This is a genomic window from Chryseobacterium taeanense (assembly GCF_900099685.1).
GTDB lineage: Bacteria > Bacteroidota > Bacteroidia > Flavobacteriales > Weeksellaceae > Chryseobacterium > Chryseobacterium taeanense.
Genome location: NZ_FNDW01000007.1, coordinates 137,842 through 162,257, shown reverse-complemented (window position 1 = coordinate 162,257; position 24,416 = coordinate 137,842). Strand labels below are relative to the sequence as shown.

Genomic DNA, 24,416 nt, shown 5'->3' with positions numbered 1-24,416 from the left:
GAGAGAATCCTTAATGTATATTTTAATTGAATAAGTCTTTCACTTTATCAAAAAAAGTTTTTTCTTTTCCGGATGGTTCAGCCACCATTTCGCCGCTGCTCATCTGCTTTTCAAAGAAATCTTTCTGTTCTTTAGTAAGTTTCTGAGGAGTCCATACATTAATATGAATGAACATATCTCCCGTTCCATAACTGTCGATACTTGGAAGGCCTTTTCCTGCAAGTCTCAAAATTTTTCCCGACTGCGTTCCTGCGTCTACTGTTATTTTCACTTTTCCTCCGACAGTAGGAACTTCTCTTTTCGTTCCTAATGCTGCTTCAGCAAATGAGATATACAATTCCTGGTGAAGATTATCTCCTTCTCTTTTGATCGTTTTATCTACCTCTTCTTCTATAATGACCAAAAGATCTCCCGGAATACCACCAAAAGGGGCATCATTTCCTTTTCCTCTTACATTAAGCTGAATGCCGTCTCTTGCTCCTGCCGGAATGTTGATGGTAACTTCTTCTTCATCTTTTATAAGACCTTGTGCGTTGGCTCCTGCCGGAATTTTGTCGGCAACTTTCCCGATTCCCTGGCACGTTCCGCAGGTAGTCTGAGTCTGCATCTGTCCAAACATGGTATTCATCACCTTCAGCTGAACTCCCGAACCTCCACAGGTAGGACAGGTTTTTGAAGTAGCACCGGGTGCTGTCTTCATTTTTTTGACTTTAATGGTCTTCTGTGTTCCGTTTACCATTTCGTCAAGGTTCAGTTTGATACGGATTCTTAAATTAGAACCTTTCACCTGCTGACGGCCGCCACCGCCACCGCCGAATCCTCCGAAACCGCCACCGAAAATATCACCGAACTGGCTGAAGATATCCTCCATATTCATTCCGCCTCCGCCGAAACCACCGCCGAAACCACCATTTCCGCCTACACCTGCGTGGCCGAACTGATCGTATCTTGCACGTTTCTGTTCGTCACTCAACACTTCATATGCTTCTGCTGCTTCTTTAAATTTTTCTTCGGCTTCTTTATCGCCCGGATTTTTATCAGGGTGATATTTGATGGCCATTTTACGGTATGCTTTTTTTATTTCGTCGGCTGATGCAGATTTGCTGATCTCAAGAACCTCGTAATAATCTCTTTTTGACATGTCTATTCTATAATTGATTATTGATAAATGATAATAGATATTTAAAATGGGTAAATAAATGAATATACATCAATTATCACTCATCATTTATCATTCATAAATTTTAATTACCTGTTACTACTTTTGCAAAACGGATCACTTTATCTCCCAAAGTGTAACCTGTTTCAATAACATCTACGATTTTACCTTTAAGATCTTCCGATGGTGCAGGAATCTGCGTGATCGCTTCATGGAAATCTACATTGAAACTGTCGCCGGCATTCACTTCCATCGCTTTCAGTCCTTTTTCCGTCAGCTTGCTTTTGAATTTATTATAAATCAGTTCTACACCCTGAAGATCCGAAGGATTACCATTTTTACCAATTTCCTTTAAAGCTCTTTCAAAATCATCCAGAACTCCAAGCATAGAGACCATCATATCCTGATTCGCATACTGGAAAAATTCCATTTTTTCCTTAGATGTTCTTTTTTTATAGTTTTCGAATTCTGCGTACAATCTAATGTAACGGTCTTTTTCTTCTGCCAAAAGTTCCTCTGCAGATGGTTTTGCTGTCACATTGTCTTCGGTTGCAGCTTCGTTCTGAATATTCGTTTCTTCCTGATTATTGATGCTTTCTTCGTTGATATCCTGATTTTCCATAATTCAATATTTATTTGCATTATTACTGACAAACATTCTGCCAAATGACAAAGGGTGACAATAAGGCAGACAAAACTGGGATGTAGAAGTTAGAAGTTAGAAGTTAGAAGTTAGAAGTTTGCGCGAGACCATGAATTATCAACCATCATTAATCAATCATTTTTTCAGGAGCTTTTTCGCGCTATCCACTCATGCTCCTCGCGCAGCCGCATTCTTTCAGAGCCAATGCGTGCTGTGGGGTATCCGTTACTATCGCGGCTAGGGCATTCTTCGTAATTATAAAATAAGATTTACCGCCGATTAAATGTCCTGGCCAAAAAAAGTCTGATACAAAAGATAAACATTTAGAATGATGATAATGAAAGAAATAATCCAAACACAGACTTTTAAGAAAGGTTTATTCACAAATTCTCCCATTTTAGCCTTATCATTAGTGAACATCACCAACGGTACAACCGCAAAACTGAGCTGCATTGATAAAATAACCTGACTTAAAACCAAAAGTTCAGTAGTTCCTTTCTCTCCATACAAAATGGCTACAATCAAAGCGGGAATTACAGCGATTAACCTTGTAATCAAACGTCTTAGCCATGGTTTTAATTTTATATTCAAAAAACCTTCCATGACGATCTGTCCGGCAAGAGTGCCTGTTAAGGTAGAATTCTGCCCCGAAGCCAATAAGGCGATAGCAAAAACAATACTTGCCATCGATGCACCTAAAATCGGGGTTAGCATTTTATAAGCGTCATGGATATCCGCCACATCATGGTTCCCTGAAACATGAAAAGTGGCAGCTGCTAAAATAAGTATGGCTCCATTGATAAAAAATGCGAGCATCAGAGAAACCGTACTGTCTAATGTTGCAAATTTTATAGCTTCTTTTTTACCCTTTGTATCTCTCGGGTAATCTCTGGTTTGTACAATACTGCTGTGCAAATAAAGATTATGGGGCATTACGGTTGCTCCCAAAATTCCTATCGCAATATACAGCATCGCTGGATTCTGAATAATTTCAGCTTTAGGAACAAGTCCTCCTAGAAGCTCATTAACCGCAGGTTTTGAAATCACAAGTTCGTAGATAAAGCACGCGAGAATGATAAAGATAAGTCCACCCACAATACTTTCTATCCACCGGAAGCCTTTAGCCTGTAAAAGCAAAATGACCAATACATCAACCGTGGTAATGACAATTCCCCAGGTTAGAGGAATATGAAAAAGAAGGTTTAAAGCAATGGCAGAACCTATTACTTCTGCAAGATCACAGGCTGCAATGGCAATTTCACAAAATATCCACAGTATGAAATTGGTTGTTGGGCTAAAATGATCTCTGCAAGCCTGGGCAAGATCTCTTTCTGCAACAACGCCCAGTTTTACGGAAAGATGCTGCAAAACCATTGCAAAAATATTCGAAATCAATATCACGGAGAGCAACGTGTAGCCGAATTGTGCTCCTCCGGCAATATCAGTTGCCCAGTTTCCAGGATCCATATATCCAACAGCGACCATAAGCCCTGGTCCTGCAAAAGCAAGATATTTCCTCCAGAAATTACCATTCTGAGGAACTTTTACGGAAGAGTAAACTTCAGATAATGAGTTAGATGTTTTATCTTTTCGCCAGGCGTTTTTTAAATTCAGATTCATAAATGTTAGAAATGACTAACAAATGTAATTAAATAAATGAAAACAACAAAACAACAAATAAAAATCCCAAATTTTTTTTGGGATTTTTAAGGATATAAATTTTATAAACTATTTTGCAAATCGAACAGCCATTTTACGGTCAACAGCTCTTTCTGCATCAGAGGCAGAAGCGTCGACGGTAGCAAACTGACTTCCATAGCCGTCAGCTCCTGTAATCTGAGATCCGACACCTTGTTTTTCAAGCCATGATTTAATGAAATTTGCTCTGTCAGCAGATAACTTTTGATTTTTAGCTTCATCACCGGTTTTATCAGTATATCCTCCGATTTTTATTTTAGCATCAGGATATGCTTTTAGAATGGCTACTAAATTTTTAAGCTGTTCTTCAGAACCTGCTTCAAGTTCAGTTGCGCTTCCCATTTTGAAATTAACGTGGTCAAAATTGTACCATGTATCTTTCAGAGCATTATCATCTTTAGCGTTTTTGTATCCGTCAGATTTTAGAAAGGCAATCATTCGATCTTCCATTCCTCCTTTATATCCTTTTAATGAAGTACCTTTTAAGTCAATATCTTCATCAACACGCGTAGCTGACATTCCTGTTGCAGTGTCTGTTGTAGACATGGTATTTACCGTGTCAGTCACAACATCACCGGAATCATTCATTGTTGTCGTAATTGTCGTTTCTTTTTGTTCGCACTGTCGCCAGATAAAATATGCAGCGGCAATTAGAAGTAGTAATGGTAAAAGCCATTTCCAGATTGATCCGCCTGTATCTGTATTTTTATCGGGGAAAGTTCCGTTAGGAGCTGTACTTCTTGTAACTTCCACTTTAGACTGCGGTTCTTCTTGAGCCGGCATTTTAATGGCATCTTTATCATTGTCGAACTTATATCTTGCATCCCAATCATCCATGCTTAAAGCAGCAAAAGTGAGACCTGCGGGTAATAATGTGGAAACAATTCCTTTCTGTTCATTAAGAAGATGTGAAATTCCTTGTTTATCCAAATTATTGTCGGTAGCATATTTACTGATTGAACTAACAGTAGCTCCTGTAACAGTATTCAAAAGTGAGCTGGCGGAAGTTGCGCTTATTCCGGCATAAGTAGCAATAGAGTTTACCAATCTGCTAAGCTTATCACCAAAAATTTGTGTTAATACATTTGCTATAGAAGAACTATTTGCAGAATTACCGGGAAGATCTCCAGGAATTCCTTCGGAAGATGAATTGATAATCGCATCCAGAACAAGAGGGTTGTCAGAATTATTTGCCAATCCTCCTACCACTGCGGGCAAAATCCCGTCGATTGCTTTAGAAATTCCAGATTCAGTTTCCCCATACTGTGCTGCAGCCTGGGATACCAAAGCAGGACCAAGCTGCCCTTTAATTAGATCAATAATGTTTAAAGACATAATAAAATATTTTGTGATTAATGTTGTGTAAAGCAATCAAAAACTTGTCCAAACCAATATATTTAAAAAAAATCTGCAAAGATCCATTGGATTTTTGCAGATTTAATAAAGTTTTTATAGTTTGTTTTTAATATGCCTTCGCAAATAGAACTCTTCTTTTGGATGGTTTTCCGGAAATCAGAGAAACGCCTTCTTCAATATCATCATCTAAAGGAATACATCTGATTGTTGCTTTCGTTTCTTCCTTGATCTGTTCTTCCTCTTCTGGGGTTCCGTCCCAATGTGCGTAGATAAATCCGCCTTTCTCTTCTAATACTTTTTTGAACTCATCATAAGAATCAACTTTGGTAATATTGTCTTTTCTAAAGTTGGCAGCCTTGGTATAAAGATCTTTTTGAATTGTTTTTAACAATTCTTCAATATAAGAATCAAGACCTTCAATGGAACGAACTTCTTTGGTTAAATTATCTCTTCTTGCAATTTCTACCGACTTGTTCTCTAGATCTCTTGGTCCCATTGCAATTCTTACGGGAACGCCTTTAAGCTCGTATTCAGCAAATTTCCAGCCTGGTTTGTTCTGTGTATCATTATCAAATTTAACAGAAATTCCTTTTGCTCTTAATTTAGCCTGAATATCCAGGGCAACCTCGCTGATCTGTTCTAATTGCTCTTCTCCTTTAAAGATAGGAACAATAACAACCTGAATAGGAGCAAGTGTAGGAGGAAGCACCAACCCGAAATCATCAGAATGGGTCATGATTAATGCACCCATCAGACGTGTTGAAGTCCCCCATGATGTAGCCCAGGCATGCTCGATTTTTCCTTCTTTGTTGGTGAATTTTACATCAAAAGCTTTGGCGAAATTCTGACCTAAAAAGTGTGATGTTCCGGCCTGAAGAGCTTTTCCGTCCTGCATTAATGCTTCAATACAATACGTTTCATCAGCTCCCGCAAATCTTTCGGAAGGAGTTTTCAACCCCTGAATGACAGGCATTGCCATGAAATTTTCTGCAAAATCTGCATAGACTTTATTCATTTTTTCTGCTTCCTCAACGGCTTCGTCTTTGGTAGCGTGAGCGGTATGGCCTTCCTGCCAGAGAAATTCTGCCGTTCTTAAGAAAAGACGCGTTCTCATCTCCCAACGGACAACATTTGCCCATTGGTTAATTAATATAGGTAAATCTCTGTATGACTGAATCCAGCTTTTATAGGTATTCCAGATAATGGCTTCCGACGTAGGGCGTACGATAAGTTCTTCTTCAAGCTTCGCATCCGGATCCACAATAAGTTTGGAAGGATTTTCCGGGTCTGTTTTTAATCGGTAATGGGTAACAACGGCACATTCTTTAGCAAAACCTTCCGCATTTTTTTCCTCGGCCTCAAATAAACTCTTGGGCACAAAAAGCGGGAAATATGCGTTTACGTGACCTGTTTCTTTGAATTTTTTATCCATTTCGTCACGCATTTTCTCCCAGATTGCATAGCCATATGGTTTGATGACCATGCATCCTCTTACTCCTGAGTTTTCAGCCAAGTCTGCTTTTACCACCAACTCATTATACCATTTGCTATAATCTTCGCTTCTTGAGGTTAATTTTGCCATTAATTTTTTTTTAATTTTTTTAACTTTTCGCTATTATTGTTATCTAAAAATAAAAATCTATTTTTGATAGATTTTTGTACCCTTGATCGGTACACATTTTTGGTAGATTTTGCAAATATAATTTAAATTAAAAATTTTTACGTTATCATGAAAAAAAATATACATAAAAATTTGCTCGGTATAATAAGATCCAAAGGGATTTTGGCAATATCAGGCGGATTGTTACTTGTGTCTTGCGGTGCCCAGATGGGAGGTTACAGCGAGACCGATGGCGTTTATTACGACCCTAATAAAGACACACTTCCTGAAGGTATCGTTATCAATGAAGGAGGTAACAGAGTTGGAGAAGATTACAACTATTATCAGGACGATACAAGCATCATTCAGAATGCGGAAGCCAACTCAAGAGAGGGGAAATACAGTAACTGGAATGACTACAACTGGAATACCAACGCTACAGATTCTGATTGGGGGATGTATGCAGGAAGCCAAACCAATTACTACGATAATTCGTGGGGTTGGGGCTATCCTTGGGGCTGGGGAGGCTGGTATGGAGGCTATAATCCTTACTGGGGCTACGGCGGTTATGGTGGCTGGGGAATTGGTCTTTCATGGGGAGGCTCATGGGGCTGGGGAGGCGGCTGGAATATGGGCTGGGGATACTCACCGTATTGGGGATATGGCTATAACCCTTATTGGGGTTGGGGCGGATATTACGGAAATCCTTATTGGGGATATGGTGGTGGATACTGGGGCGGAAGTTACTATGCTCCTTACTACAGAAGAAGTGGTGCGAACGGAAGAGGATTCAATACGTACAATGGAAGTTTTGCCAATAAGTATGGCGTGACATCAGGAGGCTTCAGAAGAGAGAACACTGCAACAGGAGGTTTCAGGAATGGAAACAACAATAACGGAGGTTTCCGTGGGTCAAATAATAATGGAGGTTTCAGACAGGGAAATACTAACGGTGGTTTCAGAAATCAAAACGGTGTGAGACCGCAAGGTGGTTTCCGTAATCAGGTACAACCAAGACCAAACTACAATTATCAACAGCAATCTCGGCCTCAACCTAGAAATGACGGTGGCTTCAGAAATAACAGTGGTTTCAATAATTCCAACAGTGGAGGCGGCTTCCGATCCGGAGGTGGCGGCTTCAGCGGAGGAAGCGGCGGCGGATTCAGATCCGGCGGAGGTGGAGGCGGTGGCTTCCGAGGTGGCAGATAATATTTAATTAATAACTATTCAAAAAAATAATGTTAAAAAAATCTTTAGCAATAATGAGTATTTCTGCTGCATTTTTTGCGCAGGCTCAAGATGTTTCTGTGATAAGAAATACAGTGGATGTTTATTCAAATGCTCCTAATGTAGGGTCAGCAAAATTTAATGCCATGGCCGGATCAAACGGAGCTCTAGGAGGCGACGCAAATTCTTTGCTTACCAACCCTGCCGGTTTAGGAGTTGCCATTTCAGGAGAAGTTTCAGGAACGCTTTCTATCACAAGTAACAAGAATACTTCTTCTTTTGCAGGTTCTTCTTACGGCTATAAAATTAATAAAGGTGATCTTGGAAATTTAGGAGCAGTAATGACGTTCCAGCTCATGACTGAAAGTGCATGGAAATTCATAAATGTGGGTGTTAATTACTCTAACCAGTCTATTGAAAATTATATTGAAACTCCTGGAAATGCCAATTTAATTTATGATTTTCCAAATAGTACAAGTTCTTCTTTTGGAAGACATGCTTATGACAGATATGGATATTTATCAAAAACAAGTTTTGGGGTAGGCGCAAATTATAACAACAGTTTTTATTTGGGAGCAGGTCTAAACTTCTTTAATTCGTCAATTGACCAGTCTGATACAGCTATTTTTAATTCATTAACCAATGGTGGCTCAGAATATTTCAGTAAGCAAAATACTCCTTTTTATGAAAAAGGAAATGGTTTCTCAGCTTCACTGGGGGTAATCGGAAAATTCGGACAGAGTTTCAGATTAGGTGCTGCCTTGGAAACTCCGACTTTCTGGAATATCAACAGAAGCTATAATTTCTATAATGATCCTATTTATGGTGATGATTATGCTGTTGAAGACAGGAAACTAACTTCTCCAATGAAAGCAACTGTAAGTGCTGCGTTTATTGCCAGTAAAAGTTTTGCTTTAAACGTAGATTACACTTTGGGATTAACAAAACCTAAGTACAAAGTATATGGAGGTGCCGAAACTGAATTAAATGATTTCTTTAAAGATAATTATAAAAATCTTTCGGAGGTGAAAATCGGGGCTGAATATAGATTGAAACAGTTCAGATTAAGAGGAGGATATTCATATGCTTCAAGTCCGTTTGATGCTTTGACTATTGACAGATATACTGACAATGGAAGTGTGTCGCAAGGACAGTCTTATAGCAATCTTATTCTGAATGACAGAAATGCATTATCACTAGGTTTGGGATATGATTTCAGATCTTTTTATATTGATGCATCTTATCAGAATGTAACTTCTAAATATGCTAATCCATTCCTCTATGGTGTGGTAAATGGCAATTATGAAGCAGGATATTATTCGGCAAACCAGTTGATTTCCAGTGATGCTTATGCAGTGTCCGATGTGAAAAATGTCAGAAACAATTTCTTTATTACTTTTGGATGGAAATTCTAAAGGTTGAATAACTAATGATAAAAAAGCTCCGGATATGTTTATTATCCGGAGTTTTTTTATGAATTTTTAATGACTACTATGCGAGTGATGATGGAAAAGATGCATAATTAAAGCTAATGAAACTCCCAGAATGACAAGTCCGATTTTTATCCAGTCGATATTGTGGCTTTTGTTGCTTTCAAAAATAATCACTGAAGAAATATGCAGGAAAATTCCTCCTACAATAGCCAGAAAATAAGGCTGCAAATCAGGGTTGAAATAATTTCCCAATAACATTCCCATTGGAGAAGCCAACGCAAATAAAGCGACAATCAGTAATGATGGATAAGAACTGCTTTTCGATCCTTCTTTTCGGTTAAACAAAAATGCTCCAAGTATGAATGAAATCGGAAGATTATGAAAAAGAATTCCCCAAAGATAAGGTGAAAGTTGATGTTCATCATTTGCCAAAGGAATCCCTTCAATAAATGCATGAATGAAAAGTCCTACCATTAAAGCGGCGGGAAGAATATTGTGTTCGCTGTGATGATGGAAATGGCCATGCTCAAAGCCTTTCGTAAGAGCTTCCAGAATCATTTGTAACAGAACCCCTACAATAACAAAGATCCCGAGACTGCTGCCGGCTTTCGCAGTATATACCTGCGGAAAAACTTCATTAAGACAAACGGTAATAAGAAACCCGGCACTTAAAATTAATAAATTTTTCGCCAGTTTTTCTTTTTTACCGAAATGCTTTCCGAGAAATACTCCGGTAATAACGCTTAATATAAGTAAAATGACAATCATGCTAAATAAAAATAGGTGACAAATAAAATAATACAATAAGTAAATTAATACATACTACGATGATATGTATTCTTAAATTTATTTTATTTTCAAATAAATTTTTTCTGAAAATAGTTAAAATTAATCCCAGTATTAATAACAAAATCGAAATAATAAAGGCAGCTGGGGGAGTATGGCTGTCAACATATCCAAATTTAATTCCACAAAATATTGAAACTAAAGTCAATACAATAAATAAAATATTGGTAACCATTGCAAGCCTAACTTTATACTTTTTAGTTTATTTTTTCTTAAATAAATTGATACAACGGGGCGAGTTTTCTTTGTCAAATATGTTAAGCTGGTAATCACCCCAGATTTTAATTCTTTCAAAACCTACCTCTTGGGCATAAGAATTAATGGCTTCCAATGTATGAAGCTTTACTTTTTCAAAGAAGTGGTAAGGTTTTCCTTTATCTTCAAACATGATATCTTTAATAATATGTCTGCCTTCTATTTTTTTTGTGATTTTAAACTCAATATTTCCTCTGATAATAGTTGATTCAGGGACAATATTTTTTCGTACGAATTCTTCATTCAGATAATCAAGAACAAAAAATCCTCCCGTTTTCAGAGCATTACAAACTGAACTGAAAACCTTTTTATCATCACTTTCCTGATCAAAATATCCGAAACTGGTAAAAAGATTAAACACCGCATCTACAGGATCTGCATCAATCGGATTTCTCATGTCATGAACCCCGAAAGCTAAAGAGTCATTTTCAAATTGTTTGTCAAATTCTATACTCTGTCTGGAAAGATCCAATCCCAGAACATCATATCCCAATTTATTGAGAAAAACAGAGTGTCTTCCCTTTCCGCAGGCTAAGTCAATGATCTTAGAATCTGGCTCCAGCTTAAGGTCTGCCGTAAGTTTTGTAATAAAATTTTCTGCCTCTGTGTAATCTCTGTTACTGTATAGCATATGATAATAAGGGGTATCAAACCAAGATTCAAACCATTCCATAATGCAAAAATAACTAAATTTGTGCGGTAAAAGGAAAAAAGTATTTAACATTAGAAGATCGAAATATTCAATAGCTGAATTGATTTTGCATATAAACTTCTAATTTTTAAATATTTAAACTTTTAATAATAAGATATGGATACAGAAAATATACAGATTCAGATAAAAACTTTCTTTGGGCTCGAACAGATCCTCGCGGAAGAAATTAAAAAACTCGGGGGAAGAAAAGTTGAAGTTAAAAACCGTGCGGTAAATTGTGAAGGCGATCTCGGGTTTTTATACAAAATAAACTATTCTGCAAGAACGGCCCTAAAAATTCTGGTTCCTGTTCATGAATTCAAAGCGTTTAATCAGCATCAGTTTTATGACAGACTTTTTAAATTTAACTGGGAAGAATTTATGGATGTTGAACAGTCTTTTGCCATCGATGCTACGGTAAATTCAGAGACATTTAAACATTCTCAGTTCGTAACCCTGAAGATGAAAGACGCAATTGTTGATTATTTTCAGGAAAAATTCAAAAGACGGCCGAATGTTGAAACAAAAAATCCGGATATTAAATTCCACCTTCATATTGACAGAGAGTTAATTACAATTTCCTTGGATTCTTCAGGAGATCCTTTATTTAAAAGAGGGTACAGAAGAGAACAGGGCGAAGCGCCGATCAATGAAGTGCTGGCAAGCGGAATGTTGCATCTTGCAGGATGGGACGGAAAAGGTAATTTCCTGGATCCGATGTGCGGTTCCGGAACACTGTTGATCGAAGCAGCGATGATTGCGATGGATCTTCCGGCACAGATTTTCAGAAAGAGATTTGCTTTCCAGAACTGGAAAAATTATGACGCTGAACTGTTTTCTAAAATTAAAGAATTCAGGATCAACAGGGTTAAAGAGTTTACCGGAAAAATTGTCGGGTACGATATTGATGCCAGAATGCTCAACGCTGCGAGAATCAATATTGAAGCTGCTGAAATGGAAGATGTAATTGAAGTGAAAAAACAGAACTTCTTTGATTCCAAAAAAGAACTCTTCCCATTATTAATGGTTTTCAATCCGCCTTATGATGAGAGAATTTCTATTAATGATGACGATTTCTACAAGAAAATCGGAGATACCTTCAAAACAAATTATCCTAATACGTTAGCATGGCTGATCTCATCAGATCTTGAAGCGGTAAAGAAAATTGGACTTCGCCCGTCCAGAAAAATCAAACTTTTCAACGGTAAATTGGAAACCAGATTTCTGCAATATGAAATGTATGAAGGAACTAAAAAAGTTCATAAATTAGAAAATTAAATCAATCTATAAATTACAAAAACCTCCTGAGAACTTAATTTCAGGAGGTTTTTTTATTTATTAAATCATTACTGATTGTTTTTCCAAAGCTGTGTAAAAGAAATAAAATCTGCAACACTCAGTTCTTCTGCTCTTTTATCCATGAACTCATGTGTTTTTAAAGCTTCTGGAATATTGAGGATTTTCAGGGCATTCGACAGTTTTTTTCTTCGCTGGTTAAATCCTGCTTTTACGATCTGTTTAAATAAAACTTCATTTCCTGCCAGTCCTTCTTTTGGATTGCGGGTTATTCTGATAACACCTGATTTTACTTTTGGTGGTGGATTGAACACATTTTCATGAACCGTAAAAAGGTAAGAAGTATCATAATAAGCCTGAATCAGAACAGAAAGGATTCCGTAATCTTTCGTTCTCGGAACGGCTGCGGTTCTTTCGGCAACTTCTTTCTGGAACATACCAACCATTTCAGGAATCAGTTCATAATGATCGATAATCTGAAATAGAATCTGCGAAGAAATATTATACGGGAAATTTCCTATGATGGCAATCTGCTCACCATTGGTAAACTGAAAATCCTGTTTCAGAAAATCACCGACAAAAGTCTCTTCAGATACTTTATCGTAATTATTTTTTAGATATTCTATTGATTCTTTATCAATTTCGGCAAGGTAAATATTCTGGTCTTTTTCCAAAAGATATTTGGTAAGAACTCCCATTCCGGGGCCTACTTCCATGATGTTTCTGTAGCCTTCAAAACTCAGACCTTCAACGATTTTTCTTGCGATGTTTTCATCCGTCAGAAAGTGCTGACCAAGATGCTTTTTTGCTTTTACACTCAAAGTTTTTTATGATTTTATTAACAGTGATTTTCTCTTTTTCGTTCCCAAATTTCGGAAGTTTTTTTCTATTTTAGCCAAAAATTTTAATAGTAATGGCTAAATCTGTAGATGAATTTAATAAGAAAAGGCTTAGGTCTAGCAATATTACCGTGGTGATAAGTATCGCTTTAGTGCTTTTTTTGCTTGGATTGATGGGGCTTATTTTGATTAATGCCCAAAAATATTCCGATTATATCAAAGAACAGCTAGTGGTAAACGCTTACTTCGCTGAAAATTACAATGCTAAAGATTCTGCCAAGATTGCAAAAATGGAAGCTGAAGTTTTCAAGGATATCCAAAAATTGGCTCCTGTAAAAAAAGCAACCTACATTACGAGAGAAATGGCATCTCAGGAAGCCAAGAAAAGTATGGGAATTGATACCGACGCACTTTTCGAAGAAAATATTTTCCCTTCATCTATAGAAATTGCACTGAAGCCGGAATATGTAGATCCTGCCAAAATCGATCAGGCTCTTAAGGCTATTAAAGCCGTTCCCGGTATTGCCGAAGTGAAAAATGACAGCACTTTAATGGTTGATGTTTACAATAACCTGAGCAGAATTCTTAAATGGATATTAGGTTTTTCCATATTGTTTTTAATACTGGCGGTCGTACTCATTAACAACTCGATCCGTCTGAAAATATTCTCTAAAAGATTTATTATTAAAACCATGCAGCTGGTAGGGGCAAAAAGAAGATTTATTCTGAAGCCTTTCATTATTGAAGCTGTAATTTTGGGTGCCATTGGTTCCATTATCGGACTTTTAGTGCTGTTCGGACTCTGGTATTATTTTACAAGCCAGATCGGTTCTGCCTTTGTACAAGATAACAACCAATATTTCTGGCTGGTATTGCTGGTATTCGGAGTTGGAATTTTTATTACGGTCTTAAGTACGGTGGTTGCCACCTGGAGATTCTTAAGATCAAACGTAGACGATTTATATTATTCTTAAAATGAGCAAAAAAACAAATAAATTTTCCGCAGACAGCTTTGGTAAAGAAACTACTGAAGCACCTCAGGAAAATACATTCTATTTCGGAAAGCAGAACTTCAAGTGGATGCTTATCGGTCTTGCATTTATTGTCGTAGGCTTTCTACTGATGATGGGGCATGATGCCAATACCGTAGACGGAAAATTTGATCCGAATTCCTGGAATGAAGATATTTTTTCCATTCGCAGAATCAGAATTGCACCTTTATTCGTTGTAATCGGTTTTGTGATCGAAGTTTACGCGATCCTGAAAAGAAAATAAATAGATGTTTCACGATACAACTTTGTCAAAGTTCTGAACTTTGACAAAGTTTTTTTTGATAAATACAAAAGTTTTATGGATTTAATCAAAGCAATAATCATTGCTATCATTGAAGGCTTAACAGAATACCTTCCGATCTCCTCAACCGCACACATGGGATTTACAGCAAGCCTGATGGGATTGCCGGAAGATGAATTTTTAAAAATGTTTCAGGTTTCCATTCAGTTTGGAGCAATACTTTCTGTTGTTGTGGCGTACTGGAAGAAATTTTTTGATCTTAAAAACTTACAGTTTTATTTTAAACTTGCCTTTGCAGTAATTCCAGCGTTGGTATTGGGATATCTTTTTGATGATAAAATTGAAGCGGTATTGGGAAACCAGATTGCAATTTCTTCAGTTTTGGTGCTTGGTGGTGTGATTTTATTATTTGCAGATGAATGGTTTAAAAATCCTAAGATTGATGATGAAAAAGGAATCACTATAAAAAAAGCAGTGACAATTGGTTTTTGGCAATGTCTGGCCATGATGCCTGGAACCAGCAGAAGTGCAGCATCCATTATTGGGGGGATGACACAGGGCTTAACGAGAAAGGCAGCAGCAGAGTTTTCTTTCTTTCTTGCAGTTCCTACGATGCTGGCCGTAACGGTCTATTCAGTTTTTGTAAAAACATGGGGTAAGGAAACTGCCAATCCACAAAAGGGATACGAAATGATTATGGCTTCACAGGATCATATTACTATTTTTATTGTAGGAAATGTGGTTGCCTTTATTGTTGCATTAATTGCCATTAAAGCATTCATCGGAGTTTTAAATAAATATGGTTTTAAACCTTGGGGCTGGTATCGTATTTTTGTCGGAGTCGCTTTGTTGATTTATTTTTATTTCTTTAAATAAATTACCCATTATTTATATACAAAATGACCGCAGAAGACTTACAATCTGGACATATATTTTTACTTGACAAACCTTTGGATTGGACTTCTTTTCAGGCTGTCAATAAAATGAAATACAAGCTTAAAAAAGAGTTTAATCTTCCTAAAAAATTCAAGATCGGTCACGCCGGGACACTTGATCCTCGTGCCACAGGATTGTTAATTGTCTGTTGTGGAAAATTCACGAAAAAAATTCCGGAAATTCAGGATACACCGAAAGAATACTGGACGGAAATAAAAATTGGAGTGCGGACCGAATCCTACGATACCGAAAAACCAGAAATTCTTCATCAGGATATTTCGAATGTTACGGAAGATCAGATCAGAGATGCGTTGCTGAAATTTGTTGGTGAAATAGATCAGACTCCACCGGTATTCTCTGCCATAAAAATTGACGGAAAAAGAGCGTATGATCTTGCTAGGGCAGGAGAAGAAGTGGAAATGAAATCCCGTAAAACAACTATTTTTTATCTGAATGACGTTAAAATTGATCTTCCATTCGTAAGTTTCACGGTGGGCTGTTCAAAAGGAACCTATATCCGAAGTCTTGCCCACGATATTGGGCAGGAATTGGGAGTAGGAGCATATCTTACGCAATTAAGAAGAACCAAAATCGGAGAATATAAAATTGAAGATGCAACATCTGATTTTTTACAAAATGATTTTAAATTTGGTGAAAAATGAAGAAAAATTTACTAATATTACTCGCTTTGATTTCTTTTTCAGCCATTTTCGCTCAGGAAACAAAGGTTTCAAAAACGATGGGATTTTATTTTAATCCGTCACTGAATCTTGGATTTAAATTAGATAAGGAAAAGGAAGTTCCAAACAACACACAATACATCAATTCCGAGCCTCCAAGAAAATTCACTTACGGAATAACGGCTATTGGCGGTTACAATTTTCTTCCTAACTTTGCTTTAGGAGCAGGATTCAGATATAGTTTTATTCAGGATAATTATCATTTGATTTACCTGATGGTACAGCCCAAATTTATTTTTGATCCGGGTGACAGACCTTTCTATATCGAATTAAATTATGGTAGACAGCTTAACAATGCAGTCGTTTCTGATGCTGAATTCTGGGGCGGAAGACTGGGAATACAGGTTTCTTATTCCAAAAGAATCAGCCAGGAAGGAGGTATTTTTCTTGAAAGTCATAAATTGGGAAATTCCAATCCTTTCTTTGTTGGTTTGAGCTATGGAGTAACGATTTTCAGCAATAAAAATTATACAGGTTACGGAGAAGATTAATGGAAAAAACACGTATCAATAAATATCTGTCGGAAGTTGGCTACTGCTCAAGAAGAGCGGCAGATAAGCTTTTGGAGGAAGGTAGAATTAAAATTAACGGAGAAGTTCCCGAAATGGGAACTAAAGTTTCCGATGAAGATGTAATTGAGGTCGATGGCAAGCCCATTCGTGAGCCGGAAGAAGATCACGTTTATATTGCATTCAATAAGCCTGTTGGAATCGTTTGCACGACAGATACCAAACGAGAAAAAAATAATATCATCGACTATATCAACCATCCGAAAAGGATTTTCCCTATCGGACGTCTTGATAAACCAAGTGAAGGACTGATTCTCCTGACCAGTGATGGTGATATTGTGAATAAAATTCTACGGTCGAGGAATAATCACGGCAAAGAATATATCGTAAGAGTAGATAAGCCGATCACACCTAAATTTCTTGATAAAATGCGAAACGGTGTTCCCATTTTAGATACAATTACCAAAAAATGTGAGGTAGAAAAAATCGATGAAATGAATTTCCGGATCGTTTTAACACAAGGATTGAACCGTCAGATCCGCAGAATGTGCGAATATCTCGGATATGAAGTTAAAAAGCTCAAAAGGATCAGGGTTTTAAATATCAAATTAGATCTTCCGATCGGAAAATGGAGAGACCTGACTGATGATGAACTTGCGACGCTACAAAAGCTTGTTGAAGACTCTAGTAAAACTTTTGACTAAAATAAAAATTGAGATGCTTTGGCCGATAGCCTTGGCATCTCAATATAAAAACGCATAATATGTTACTTAAGATAAAGTTTCATCCTTGCCTCGTATTCGGGCTTTGTTTTCAATAGTTTCCAGATTTTCTTTTCGTCTTTTTCGCTCAGACGGTAGAAAATAATTTTATCCGCAGAATATTTGAAATAAGGATGATTTTTCAGCCACTCTTCAGGAGCATCAATCAGTGTATATTTAGGAACATTTGAGGTATTAAGCTGAGCCACAGAAAGAAGTTGTTTCATTAGTTCAGGATCAATATTATAAGTGGTTAAAATTTGCTCTTTATTTACAAATCCTCCTAATTTTTTTCTGAAACCAAGCATTGAAGCGGCGGCTTTTTCATCAAACCCAAATTCTAAAAGCTGTTTAAAAGTAATAGAATTCAAATCAACTTTTGAAAAATCTGTTTTTTCCTGTTGTTTGGTTTCTGCTTTTTGGGTTCCATTACTTGCTATTGTTGCAGGATTTAATCTGATAAAAGGCTTCATTTCCTCAAATTTTTCGACTGAAATCACAAAACATTTCTGAATGTCTTCCATACTTTTAAAGCTTCCTTTTAAGTTACGGTCACGATAATTGACAATCGTTTGTGCCTGTTTATCGGAAAAACCAAGCGATTTCCAATCATCTAAGTTCAAAGTATTCGGGTCGAAAGTATGGTATTGGATTTTGGTTTTACCTGAGTTTAAATTTTTAGCATATCTATTATAATTTGCCGGCGTTTTTTCGGGCAACATGAGATATGGATTGATCTTTTCAAAGTTTTCTTCACTAATAATAAAACATTCTTTGAATTTCTCCTTGCTCACAAAACTGCCTCCCAGATAGTTTTTATATTTTATGATGGCTTCCGCCTGTCGTTCTGAAAATCCCATTTCCATCCAATCGTTTGCAGAATAAAAATCCGGATTGAATTTTTTGGAGACAATAATTGATTTCTTTTCAAAACTTTTAAAACGATTAAATTTTGCTTCTGTATTGGTCTGTGGTAAGAGAATATATTTTTCGAGCTCTGAGAATTTTTCTTCGGATACCGCAAAACATTTTTTGAATTGCTCTTTGGATAAAAACTTTCCCCCGACAACTTTTTTATAATTAAGAATGGTTGAAGTTTGTTTTTCGGTAAATCCCAGATTCTGCCACTGTTTTTTATCCAGCTCATTAGGATTAAATTCTGCTAATTTTAAAGCAACAGAATTTTCTGCGATAAAATGTACATCAGAGAAATCCTCTTTTTCCCTGCTCCTGTAATTTTGGAAAACAAAGAGAATAATGAGAAACATTCCAATGCCTGCCAATTTTTGGTAATAACTTTTTTTCATTGCCGTAAACTTAGAAATTCTTTTAGTTACTAGCAATGGGTAAGTTGTAATTGGATGATTTTAAGATATAAATTCAGATAAACAATAAAATAAATCAATCAATGTGAAGAATAAGCTGAAAATTTTACTTACTCGCTATCCTTTTCCACCAGAGAATCTTTAAGTTTCAGCAGTTCGGCTTTTACAAATTCAAGGCGGTCAATCAGGGTTATGGTTTCTGAGATTTTACTGTTTGTGGTAAGCGCAATTTTGGCTCCGTCGAGCGTGTAGCCTTTTTCTTTTACCAGATGATAGATAATCTGAAGATTTTTGATGTCTTCCGGAGTGAAATAACGATTACCTTTTTTATTTTTTTTAGGTTTAATGATAGGGAATTCCTGTTCCCAATAGCGTATCAATGAAGTGTTTACATCAAATGCTTTCGCAACTTCTCCTATGGAATAATATAGCTTATCTGGTAAATTTATCTTCATTTTTTGAATCCTAATTTTCAAAGATAAAAATTTTTTAATTTTTATTGGTAATACAACCCCTGAAAAGTTGATCTTTACGTGTTATTATGAATAAAAGTCATTTTCAGCATCAATAACATTATGATTGTTTTCGTTATTTTTGAATTAAAATAAAAATCAACGTGAATTCTATTTCGGTACTTAATATTGATTTGTTCCAGGGTGGCAAAAACACTTCTGACTTTTATTTCAGTACCCTGAAAAACCATCTGGTCGTTGGGCATCGTCATCTGGAAAAACCTCACCGTCATGATTTTTATGCGACTATTCTTTTCACCCAAGGAAAAGGTGTTCACGAAATAGATTTTCAAAAATATGATGTTTCTGCAGGAAGTCTGTTTTTTATGTCTCCCGGTCAGATCCACAGCTGGGAGCTTTCTCCGGATATTGACGGGTATATTTTCTTTTGCTCTCAGGATTTTTATGAAATACATTATGTCAGTCAGAAGCTCAGAAGTTTTCCTTTTTTTGGTTCTGTACATTTTCCGAGAAAGCTTCAGTTGAATGATTTTCATTTAAAAGAATACCTGTCCATTGTTGGTGAACTTGAAAAAGAATATCACTCTCAGAATCTTATGAAGAACGGTCTCATACTTTCATTATTGTCGCAGGTTTTTATTCGTTCGACAAGACTGTTTTCAAAAGATTTCGATCATTTTTCATCATCTGCCGGACTTTCTTATTTTAAACATTATCAGGATTTTGAAGATCTTGTTGAGGAATATTTTGATAAAGAAAAATCTGTCGCATTTTATGCATCACAGATGAATATTTCTTCTAAACATCTTAACCGGATTATCCAGACTGTTGTTCAGAAAACTGCGACAGATCTTATTACCGAAAGAGTGATCCTCGAAGCCAAAAGGATGCTGATCTACCTTGATGAAAGTCTTGGAGAAATTGCGTTCCGTCTTGGCTATGAAGAATATTCTTACTTTGTGAGAGTCTTTCGAAAATCTTCCGGAATGACTCCCACACAATTCATCAAATTTTATAAATCATAGAAAATCTTACAATACCAGTTGGAACGGTCCCTCAAAAATGGTATCAAAAGAATCTACCATATTTCCTTTCTCATCAAAAACTCCGATGGTCATGTTTTGTTTGGAATATTTAATATCCTTTTCGGGAAAAGATATGTTGATATTTCCTTTTAAAATCTGATCTCCTTTTAACATAATTTTTTCATTGCCAAAGAACTGTATCTCTGCATTTTTAGGGTTTAAAACCTTTATCGTTAATGTTTTCTTTTCATTGGATTTATTTAAAAGTGTATAAATAAAAGTATTCGTTATTTTTCCGTCTTTAACGAAAAATGTTGATCCTGCAGGTTTAATAAATTTGGCTTCCATTGATCCTCTGTCGTACATCAGAAATCCAAGAAATCCAATAAGTAAGGCCAAGAAAACAGCCGTTGCTTTCATTCTGGAAGTGAATTTGAATTTTTCCTGGTTTTCGATTTCAGCTTCTGTTGCATATCTGATAAGTCCTTTCGGGAGACCTACTTTGTCCATTATTTCATCACACGCATCGATGCACGCTGTACAATTCACACATTCCAGCTGCTGTCCGTTTCTGATGTCTATTCCTGTAGGACATACGATCACGCATTGGTTACAATCAATACAATCTCCTTTTCCTGCTGCTTTCCTGTCTTCATTATTTCTCCATTTTGAACGGTTTTCGCCTCTTTTAAAATCATAATAAACATTAATTGTATTCTTATCTATCAAAACGCCCTGCAATCTTCCGTAAGGACAAACCAATGTACAAACCTGCTCACGAAGCCATGTGAAAACAAAATAGAAAATCATGGTAAAAACAGCCATTGCGATAAATTTGAATGGATTTTCTACAGGTCCGCCAGATATGATCCTGAAAACTTCTTCATAGCCAACGATATACATAAACATAAAGTTGGTGATGACCACAGAAATTAATGCAAAAACAGACCATTTTAAAAGTCTCTTCCTGATTTTTTCGGAATTCCATTCCTGGCGGTCGAGTTTTATTTGCTTGTTGCGGTCGCCTTCGATCCAAAATTCAATTTTTCTGAAAACGCTTTCCATGAATATAGTTTGCGGACAAAGCCAGCCGCAGAAAATTCTTCCGAATACCACTGTGAAAAGCATAACAAAAATCACTGAAGTTACGGCTCCCAAAGCAAGAATGAAAAAATCCTGAAGGTAAAATGGCTGCCCGAAAAGAAAGAACTTTCTGTCGATCACATTAAACATCAAAAAAGGATTATTGTTGACCTTCACAAAAGGTAATCCAAAGAAAAGTACGAGGAGAAGATAGCTTGTATAATTTCTGTAATTGGTAAATTTACCTTTAGGCTTTCTCGGATATACCCATTTTCTCTTTCCGGTTTCATCCATAGTGCCCACTGAGTTTCTGAAATTCTCATCATCTTTTTCCAGCTCCTGAAAGCTGTTGGATTGTGTATTCATCGTTTTATTGTTGATTTTTAGACCCGAAATCAAATAAGTATTCTGGGTTCTGCAAAGCTCATTAATAATGCTTTTCTTTCCTAATATGATCTGCTCTTTAAATAGGATAATTCGGACATTTTTGGAATTGTAATTATTGTATAGAAATGAGAAAATAAGCTTTGAATCTGCCTCAACAAATCGTAAATTGTGTGCTTAAAATTTAATGTTGTATGAAAAATATCCTGCGGCTTGCTCCGGTTGGTTTGGTTTTAGTATTAACAAACTGCAAATCAGTAAATACTAATACTATGTTTTATGAAGACGTAAAACCGGAAAAAATTTCGGATCAGTTCAAATTTACGGAAGGTCCTTCTTCGGACAAGGAAGGAAATGTTTATTTCACAGATCAGCCTAATGATAAAATTTATTACTGGGACTGGAAAACCAATAAAGTTGTTGAGTTTTTAAATAAAACCGGAAGGGCAAACGGGACGCATTTTGATAAAGATGATAATCTCATCACCTGTTCCGACGATAATGGAGAAATCTGGAAAATTTCTAAGGATAAAAAAGTCAAGGTTCTGCTAAAAGGTTTTGAAGGCAAAAGATTAAATGGGCCTAATGATGTCTGGAATGATGAATTCGGCGGAATGTACTTTACAGATCCACTCTACAAAAGAGATTATTGGGTTGATTTTAAACAGGAAATTCCTCATAAAAGTCTTTATTACAGAAGTAAAGATGGCAATGTTACAAAAATTGAGACCTTCACACAGCCTAATGGAATTATTGGTAGTGAAAAGTTTAAAAAGCTGTATGTTTCTGATATCGATGCCGGAAAAACGTATGTTTATGACATCCTTGGAGAAGGAAAACTGTCTGAAAAGAAGCTGTTCTGTGAAATGGGATCAGACGGTATGACGATTGACAAGCATGGAAATGTTTACCTTACAGGAAAAGGTGTTCATGTGTTCAATCGTGAAGGGAAAAAAATCTACCACATTCCTATTGATGAGGATTGGACGGCAAATGTTACATTCGGTGGAAAAGACCATAATGTATTGTTTATCACTGCTAGTGAATCTGTGTACACCTTACCGACAAAAGTAAAAGGGGTAAAATAGGTAAAGGCTGAGGCTAAGATTAAGTTTTAGAATAACTATACTGAATCTCAACCTTAGCCTAAACCTAAACCTTACTTCAATAAGCCACTTCCATTTTCACTTTTTTGCCTTTGAGTTTTTCATTGGCAAGCTTTCTTAAAACAGAATTTACTTTATTTCTGGAAACGGCAACATAAGAAGTCGAATCTTTCACTTCAATTAATCCGACCTCCTCTTTCTGGAGCTCGCCTTTCTTAATCAGGTATCCTACAATATCCACTTTGTTGACTTTATCTTTTTTTCCGGCGCTGATGTAGATCGTCTGAAAAGGTGTTTTTTCCGGTACTTTAGTAAATCCTACTACGCTTTCTTCGGGAGTATTACTTTTAATAAAAGGAAAATTTTCATCTTCCGTCATGATCAGATAAGCAAAACCTTTAGCATTCATCCTTGCGGTACGGCCGTTTCTGTGGATAAAAGCATCTTCCTTCGGAGGTAATTGGTAATGAACGATGGATTCCACTTCAGGGATATCTAAACCTCTTGCAGCAAGATCAGTTGTGATTAGAATTCTTGCAGAATCATTTCTGAATTTTAAAAGGGCGCGTTCTCTTTCATCCTGTTCCATGCCTCCATGAAAGGTTTCCCTGTCGATGCCTTTTTGTCGGAGAAGCTCTGAAATACGGTCAACAGCTTCACGGTGATTACAGAAAATCAGAGTTCTTTTATTTCCGATTTTACATATTAAATTGAATAAAGTATCCAGTTTTTCTTCGGATGTTGTCATCACCTTTTTAAACTGAATATCAGGTTTTGCATCACCTAGTTTTAGAAAATCAATAATTTTCTCATTTTTCAGTCCAGTAAAAGCCGGAATTTCATCCATTGCTGTCGCAGACGTTAAAATCCTTTGCGAAAGGCCTTTTAAAGAATTGGAAATAAATTCCATGTCCTCATGAAAACCCAGTTCCAAAGCTTTGTCAAATTCATCCAAAACCAGTGTCTGAATCGTTTTCGGATCGAAATTATTGTTTCTTAAATGATAAACAACTCTTCCCGGAGTTCCTATCAAAACGGCAGGAGCTTCAATTAAATTATTAACTTCAATTTTTTTATCGTGGCCACCATAGCAGACAGAAACTTTACAATCTGTTCCCATTGATTTGAAAACCTGCTCAATCTGCAGTGCCAATTCTCTAGCCGGAACCAGAATTAAAGCCTGAATTCCCGGAATATTTTTTTTCAAATTTCTTAAAACAGGAAACAAAAAAGCCAGTGTCTTTCCTGATCCGGTAGGAGAGAGTAGAACAACGTCCTGTTGGTTCTCAGTTGCTTTATATGTAGATTTCTGCATCTGATTCATCTCCTGAATCTGCAGTTTTTGATAGATCGATTCTAATTCCATGCTGCAAAGGTAGTAAATTTGGTGCTGCTTGCCGTTGAATGGTTTATTTTGAAATGTAAACATTAACAAGGTCGTGCGGTACTTTAACCTTAAATGTTTAGGTTCATTGATGATCCGTTTAAGTCCTTTTACGTTCCGTTTAGGTCTGTTGGCTAAAATTTTAAGTCTTTTGGCTAAAGTTTTAGGTCTTTTGGTTAAAGTTTTACGTCTTTCGGTTAAAATTTTAGATAACCTGGCAAAAATTTTAGCTGTCTTTATCAAAATTTTACGAAAAACAACATCAGACAGTTGTATGACTGTCTGATTCTTTTAGAATAATTCTAAAAACTTATTTTATCCAATAATTTTTTAAACCTAAACTCCTTACTATTA

At 36.4% G+C, this 24,416-nt stretch carries 23 protein-coding genes; 11 read left to right on the top strand and 12 right to left on the bottom strand.

Features of this window, described 5'->3' with window-relative positions; genetic code table 11:
• Nucleotides 1–22 precede the first annotated feature (22 nt).
• From dnaJ to proS, 5 genes are all read right to left on the bottom strand, one after another.
• Nucleotides 23–1,141, bottom strand: coding sequence for a molecular chaperone DnaJ (dnaJ, locus tag BLR30_RS11690; protein WP_089858774.1), 1,119 nt, complete (start codon nt 1,139–1,141; stop codon nt 23–25).
• A gap of 103 nt (nt 1,142–1,244) precedes the next feature.
• Nucleotides 1,245–1,781 (bottom strand): nucleotide exchange factor GrpE, encoded by a 537-nt coding sequence (locus tag BLR30_RS11685; protein ID WP_089858771.1) that lies wholly within the window; start codon nt 1,779–1,781, stop codon nt 1,245–1,247.
• 300 nt (nt 1,782–2,081) lie between these two features.
• Nucleotides 2,082–3,422 (bottom strand): Nramp family divalent metal transporter, encoded by a 1,341-nt coding sequence (locus BLR30_RS11680; RefSeq protein ID WP_089858768.1) that lies wholly within the window; start codon nt 3,420–3,422, stop codon nt 2,082–2,084.
• 108 nt (nt 3,423–3,530) lie between these two features.
• A complete protein-coding gene (locus BLR30_RS11675; protein WP_089858764.1) occupies nt 3,531–4,835 on the bottom strand; it encodes an OmpA family protein in 1,305 nt (434 codons plus the stop codon).
• A 127-nt stretch (nt 4,836–4,962) separates the two neighbouring features.
• Entirely contained in the window at nt 4,963–6,438 is a 1,476-nt protein-coding gene (gene proS / locus BLR30_RS11670; RefSeq protein WP_089858760.1) for a proline--tRNA ligase, read from the bottom strand.
• A gap of 147 nt (nt 6,439–6,585) precedes the next feature.
• On the opposite strand from proS, the gene BLR30_RS11665 reads away from it, so the two are divergent.
• A complete protein-coding gene (locus BLR30_RS11665; protein ID WP_089858757.1) occupies nt 6,586–7,665 on the top strand; it encodes a prolyl-tRNA synthetase in 1,080 nt (359 codons plus the stop codon).
• Nucleotides 7,666–7,718: 53 nt separating this feature from the next.
• Nucleotides 7,719–9,098 carry an OmpP1/FadL family transporter gene (locus BLR30_RS11660; protein ID WP_089858842.1) on the top strand — a complete coding sequence of 460 codons (1,380 nt, stop codon included), beginning with the start codon at nt 7,719–7,721 and terminating at the stop codon, nt 9,096–9,098.
• Between the two features lie 66 nt (nt 9,099–9,164).
• On the opposite strand, the gene BLR30_RS11655 is transcribed toward BLR30_RS11660, so the two are convergent.
• Nucleotides 9,165–9,884 carry a ZIP family metal transporter gene (locus BLR30_RS11655; RefSeq protein ID WP_089858754.1) on the bottom strand — a complete coding sequence of 240 codons (720 nt, stop codon included), beginning with the start codon at nt 9,882–9,884 and terminating at the stop codon, nt 9,165–9,167.
• Nucleotides 9,885–10,164: 280 nt separating this feature from the next.
• Nucleotides 10,165–10,890 (bottom strand): class I SAM-dependent DNA methyltransferase, encoded by a 726-nt coding sequence (locus BLR30_RS11650; protein ID WP_089858751.1) that lies wholly within the window; start codon nt 10,888–10,890, stop codon nt 10,165–10,167.
• Nucleotides 10,891–11,025: 135 nt separating this feature from the next.
• Between BLR30_RS11650 and BLR30_RS11645 the strand changes: the two genes are divergently transcribed.
• Nucleotides 11,026–12,186, top strand: a complete 1,161-nt coding sequence (locus BLR30_RS11645) for a THUMP domain-containing class I SAM-dependent RNA methyltransferase (protein WP_089858747.1) — start codon at nt 11,026–11,028, stop codon at nt 12,184–12,186.
• Between the two features lie 68 nt (nt 12,187–12,254).
• Here BLR30_RS11645 and rsmA read toward each other — a convergent pair whose 3' ends face one another.
• Entirely contained in the window at nt 12,255–13,025 is a 771-nt protein-coding gene (gene rsmA / locus BLR30_RS11640) for a 16S rRNA (adenine(1518)-N(6)/adenine(1519)-N(6))-dimethyltransferase RsmA (RefSeq protein WP_089858744.1), read from the bottom strand.
• A 92-nt stretch (nt 13,026–13,117) separates the two neighbouring features.
• On the opposite strand from rsmA, the gene BLR30_RS11635 reads away from it, so the two are divergent.
• The 6 genes from BLR30_RS11635 to rluF all read left to right on the top strand — a co-directional run bounded on the left by BLR30_RS11635 (nt 13,118) and on the right by rluF (nt 17,225).
• The gene (locus BLR30_RS11635; RefSeq protein WP_089858741.1) at nt 13,118–14,017 is read left to right on the top strand and encodes a cell division protein FtsX; all 900 of its coding nucleotides are present in this window, start codon (nt 13,118–13,120) and stop codon (nt 14,015–14,017) included.
• A gap of 1 nt (nt 14,018) precedes the next feature.
• Nucleotides 14,019–14,318 carry a DUF3098 domain-containing protein gene (locus tag BLR30_RS11630; protein WP_089858737.1) on the top strand — a complete coding sequence of 100 codons (300 nt, stop codon included), beginning with the start codon at nt 14,019–14,021 and terminating at the stop codon, nt 14,316–14,318.
• Nucleotides 14,319–14,393: 75 nt separating this feature from the next.
• Nucleotides 14,394–15,212: an undecaprenyl-diphosphate phosphatase gene (locus tag BLR30_RS11625; RefSeq protein WP_089858734.1), complete on the top strand. Its 819-nt coding sequence runs from the start codon at nt 14,394–14,396 to the stop codon at nt 15,210–15,212.
• A 23-nt stretch (nt 15,213–15,235) separates the two neighbouring features.
• Entirely contained in the window at nt 15,236–15,934 is a 699-nt protein-coding gene (gene truB, locus BLR30_RS11620) for a tRNA pseudouridine(55) synthase TruB (protein ID WP_089858731.1), read from the top strand.
• Nucleotides 15,931–16,503 (top strand): hypothetical protein, encoded by a 573-nt coding sequence (locus BLR30_RS11615; protein ID WP_089858728.1) that lies wholly within the window; start codon nt 15,931–15,933, stop codon nt 16,501–16,503. Before truB ends, BLR30_RS11615 begins: the two co-directional genes overlap by 4 nt.
• A complete protein-coding gene (gene rluF, locus BLR30_RS11610; RefSeq protein WP_089858724.1) occupies nt 16,503–17,225 on the top strand; it encodes a 23S rRNA pseudouridine(2604) synthase RluF in 723 nt (240 codons plus the stop codon). The genes BLR30_RS11615 and rluF overlap by 1 nt, the downstream gene beginning before the upstream one ends.
• A 62-nt stretch (nt 17,226–17,287) precedes the next feature.
• Here the strand turns inward: rluF and BLR30_RS11605 are convergent, their stop codons facing one another.
• The gene (locus BLR30_RS11605) at nt 17,288–18,589 is read right to left on the bottom strand and encodes a helix-hairpin-helix domain-containing protein (protein WP_089858721.1); all 1,302 of its coding nucleotides are present in this window, start codon (nt 18,587–18,589) and stop codon (nt 17,288–17,290) included.
• Nucleotides 18,590–18,717: 128 nt separating this feature from the next.
• On the bottom strand, nt 18,718–19,062 hold the full coding sequence (locus BLR30_RS11600; protein WP_029294276.1) for a MerR family transcriptional regulator: 345 nt from the start codon (nt 19,060–19,062) through the stop codon (nt 18,718–18,720).
• Between the two features lie 161 nt (nt 19,063–19,223).
• Between BLR30_RS11600 and BLR30_RS11595 the strand changes: the two genes are divergently transcribed.
• Nucleotides 19,224–20,105 carry an AraC family transcriptional regulator gene (locus tag BLR30_RS11595; protein WP_089858718.1) on the top strand — a complete coding sequence of 294 codons (882 nt, stop codon included), beginning with the start codon at nt 19,224–19,226 and terminating at the stop codon, nt 20,103–20,105.
• A gap of 6 nt (nt 20,106–20,111) precedes the next feature.
• On the opposite strand, the gene ccoG is transcribed toward BLR30_RS11595, so the two are convergent.
• On the bottom strand, nt 20,112–21,554 hold the full coding sequence (gene ccoG, locus BLR30_RS11590; protein WP_089858839.1) for a cytochrome c oxidase accessory protein CcoG: 1,443 nt from the start codon (nt 21,552–21,554) through the stop codon (nt 20,112–20,114).
• 212 nt (nt 21,555–21,766) lie between these two features.
• On the opposite strand from ccoG, the gene BLR30_RS11585 reads away from it, so the two are divergent.
• Complete coding sequence (locus tag BLR30_RS11585) at nt 21,767–22,660, top strand: SMP-30/gluconolactonase/LRE family protein (protein ID WP_089858715.1); 894 nt, start codon at nt 21,767–21,769, stop codon at nt 22,658–22,660.
• A gap of 76 nt (nt 22,661–22,736) precedes the next feature.
• On the opposite strand, the gene BLR30_RS11580 is transcribed toward BLR30_RS11585, so the two are convergent.
• On the bottom strand, nt 22,737–24,044 hold the full coding sequence (locus tag BLR30_RS11580; protein ID WP_089858712.1) for a DEAD/DEAH box helicase: 1,308 nt from the start codon (nt 24,042–24,044) through the stop codon (nt 22,737–22,739).
• Nucleotides 24,045–24,416: the final 372 nt, after the last annotated feature.

Coding starts and splice junctions, on each gene's coding strand:
- BLR30_RS11665 (WP_089858757.1), top strand. CDS start 6,586: ATGAAAAAAAATATACATAAAAATTTGCTCGGTATAATAAGATCCAAA.
- BLR30_RS11625 (WP_089858734.1), top strand. CDS start 14,394: ATGGATTTAATCAAAGCAATAATCATTGCTATCATTGAAGGCTTAACA.
- BLR30_RS11615 (WP_089858728.1), top strand. CDS start 15,931: ATGAAGAAAAATTTACTAATATTACTCGCTTTGATTTCTTTTTCAGCC.
- BLR30_RS11680 (WP_089858768.1), bottom strand. CDS start 3,422: ATGAATCTGAATTTAAAAAACGCCTGGCGAAAAGATAAAACATCTAAC.
- BLR30_RS11600 (WP_029294276.1), bottom strand. CDS start 19,062: ATGAAGATAAATTTACCAGATAAGCTATATTATTCCATAGGAGAAGTT.
- BLR30_RS11675 (WP_089858764.1), bottom strand. CDS start 4,835: ATGTCTTTAAACATTATTGATCTAATTAAAGGGCAGCTTGGTCCTGCT.
- BLR30_RS11645 (WP_089858747.1), top strand. CDS start 11,026: ATGGATACAGAAAATATACAGATTCAGATAAAAACTTTCTTTGGGCTC.
- BLR30_RS11655 (WP_089858754.1), bottom strand. CDS start 9,884: ATGATTGTCATTTTACTTATATTAAGCGTTATTACCGGAGTATTTCTC.
- dnaJ (WP_089858774.1), bottom strand. CDS start 1,141: ATGTCAAAAAGAGATTATTACGAGGTTCTTGAGATCAGCAAATCTGCA.
- truB (WP_089858731.1), top strand. CDS start 15,236: ATGACCGCAGAAGACTTACAATCTGGACATATATTTTTACTTGACAAA.
- BLR30_RS11660 (WP_089858842.1), top strand. CDS start 7,719: ATGAGTATTTCTGCTGCATTTTTTGCGCAGGCTCAAGATGTTTCTGTG.
- BLR30_RS11605 (WP_089858721.1), bottom strand. CDS start 18,589: ATGAAAAAAAGTTATTACCAAAAATTGGCAGGCATTGGAATGTTTCTC.
- BLR30_RS11650 (WP_089858751.1), bottom strand. CDS start 10,890: ATGGAATGGTTTGAATCTTGGTTTGATACCCCTTATTATCATATGCTA.
- BLR30_RS11580 (WP_089858712.1), bottom strand. CDS start 24,044: ATGGAATTAGAATCGATCTATCAAAAACTGCAGATTCAGGAGATGAAT.
- rluF (WP_089858724.1), top strand. CDS start 16,503: ATGGAAAAAACACGTATCAATAAATATCTGTCGGAAGTTGGCTACTGC.
- BLR30_RS11585 (WP_089858715.1), top strand. CDS start 21,767: ATGAAAAATATCCTGCGGCTTGCTCCGGTTGGTTTGGTTTTAGTATTA.
- BLR30_RS11685 (WP_089858771.1), bottom strand. CDS start 1,781: ATGGAAAATCAGGATATCAACGAAGAAAGCATCAATAATCAGGAAGAA.
- BLR30_RS11635 (WP_089858741.1), top strand. CDS start 13,118: ATGGCTAAATCTGTAGATGAATTTAATAAGAAAAGGCTTAGGTCTAGC.
- BLR30_RS11630 (WP_089858737.1), top strand. CDS start 14,019: ATGAGCAAAAAAACAAATAAATTTTCCGCAGACAGCTTTGGTAAAGAA.
- proS (WP_089858760.1), bottom strand. CDS start 6,438: ATGGCAAAATTAACCTCAAGAAGCGAAGATTATAGCAAATGGTATAAT.
- ccoG (WP_089858839.1), bottom strand. CDS start 21,554: ATGAATACACAATCCAACAGCTTTCAGGAGCTGGAAAAAGATGATGAG.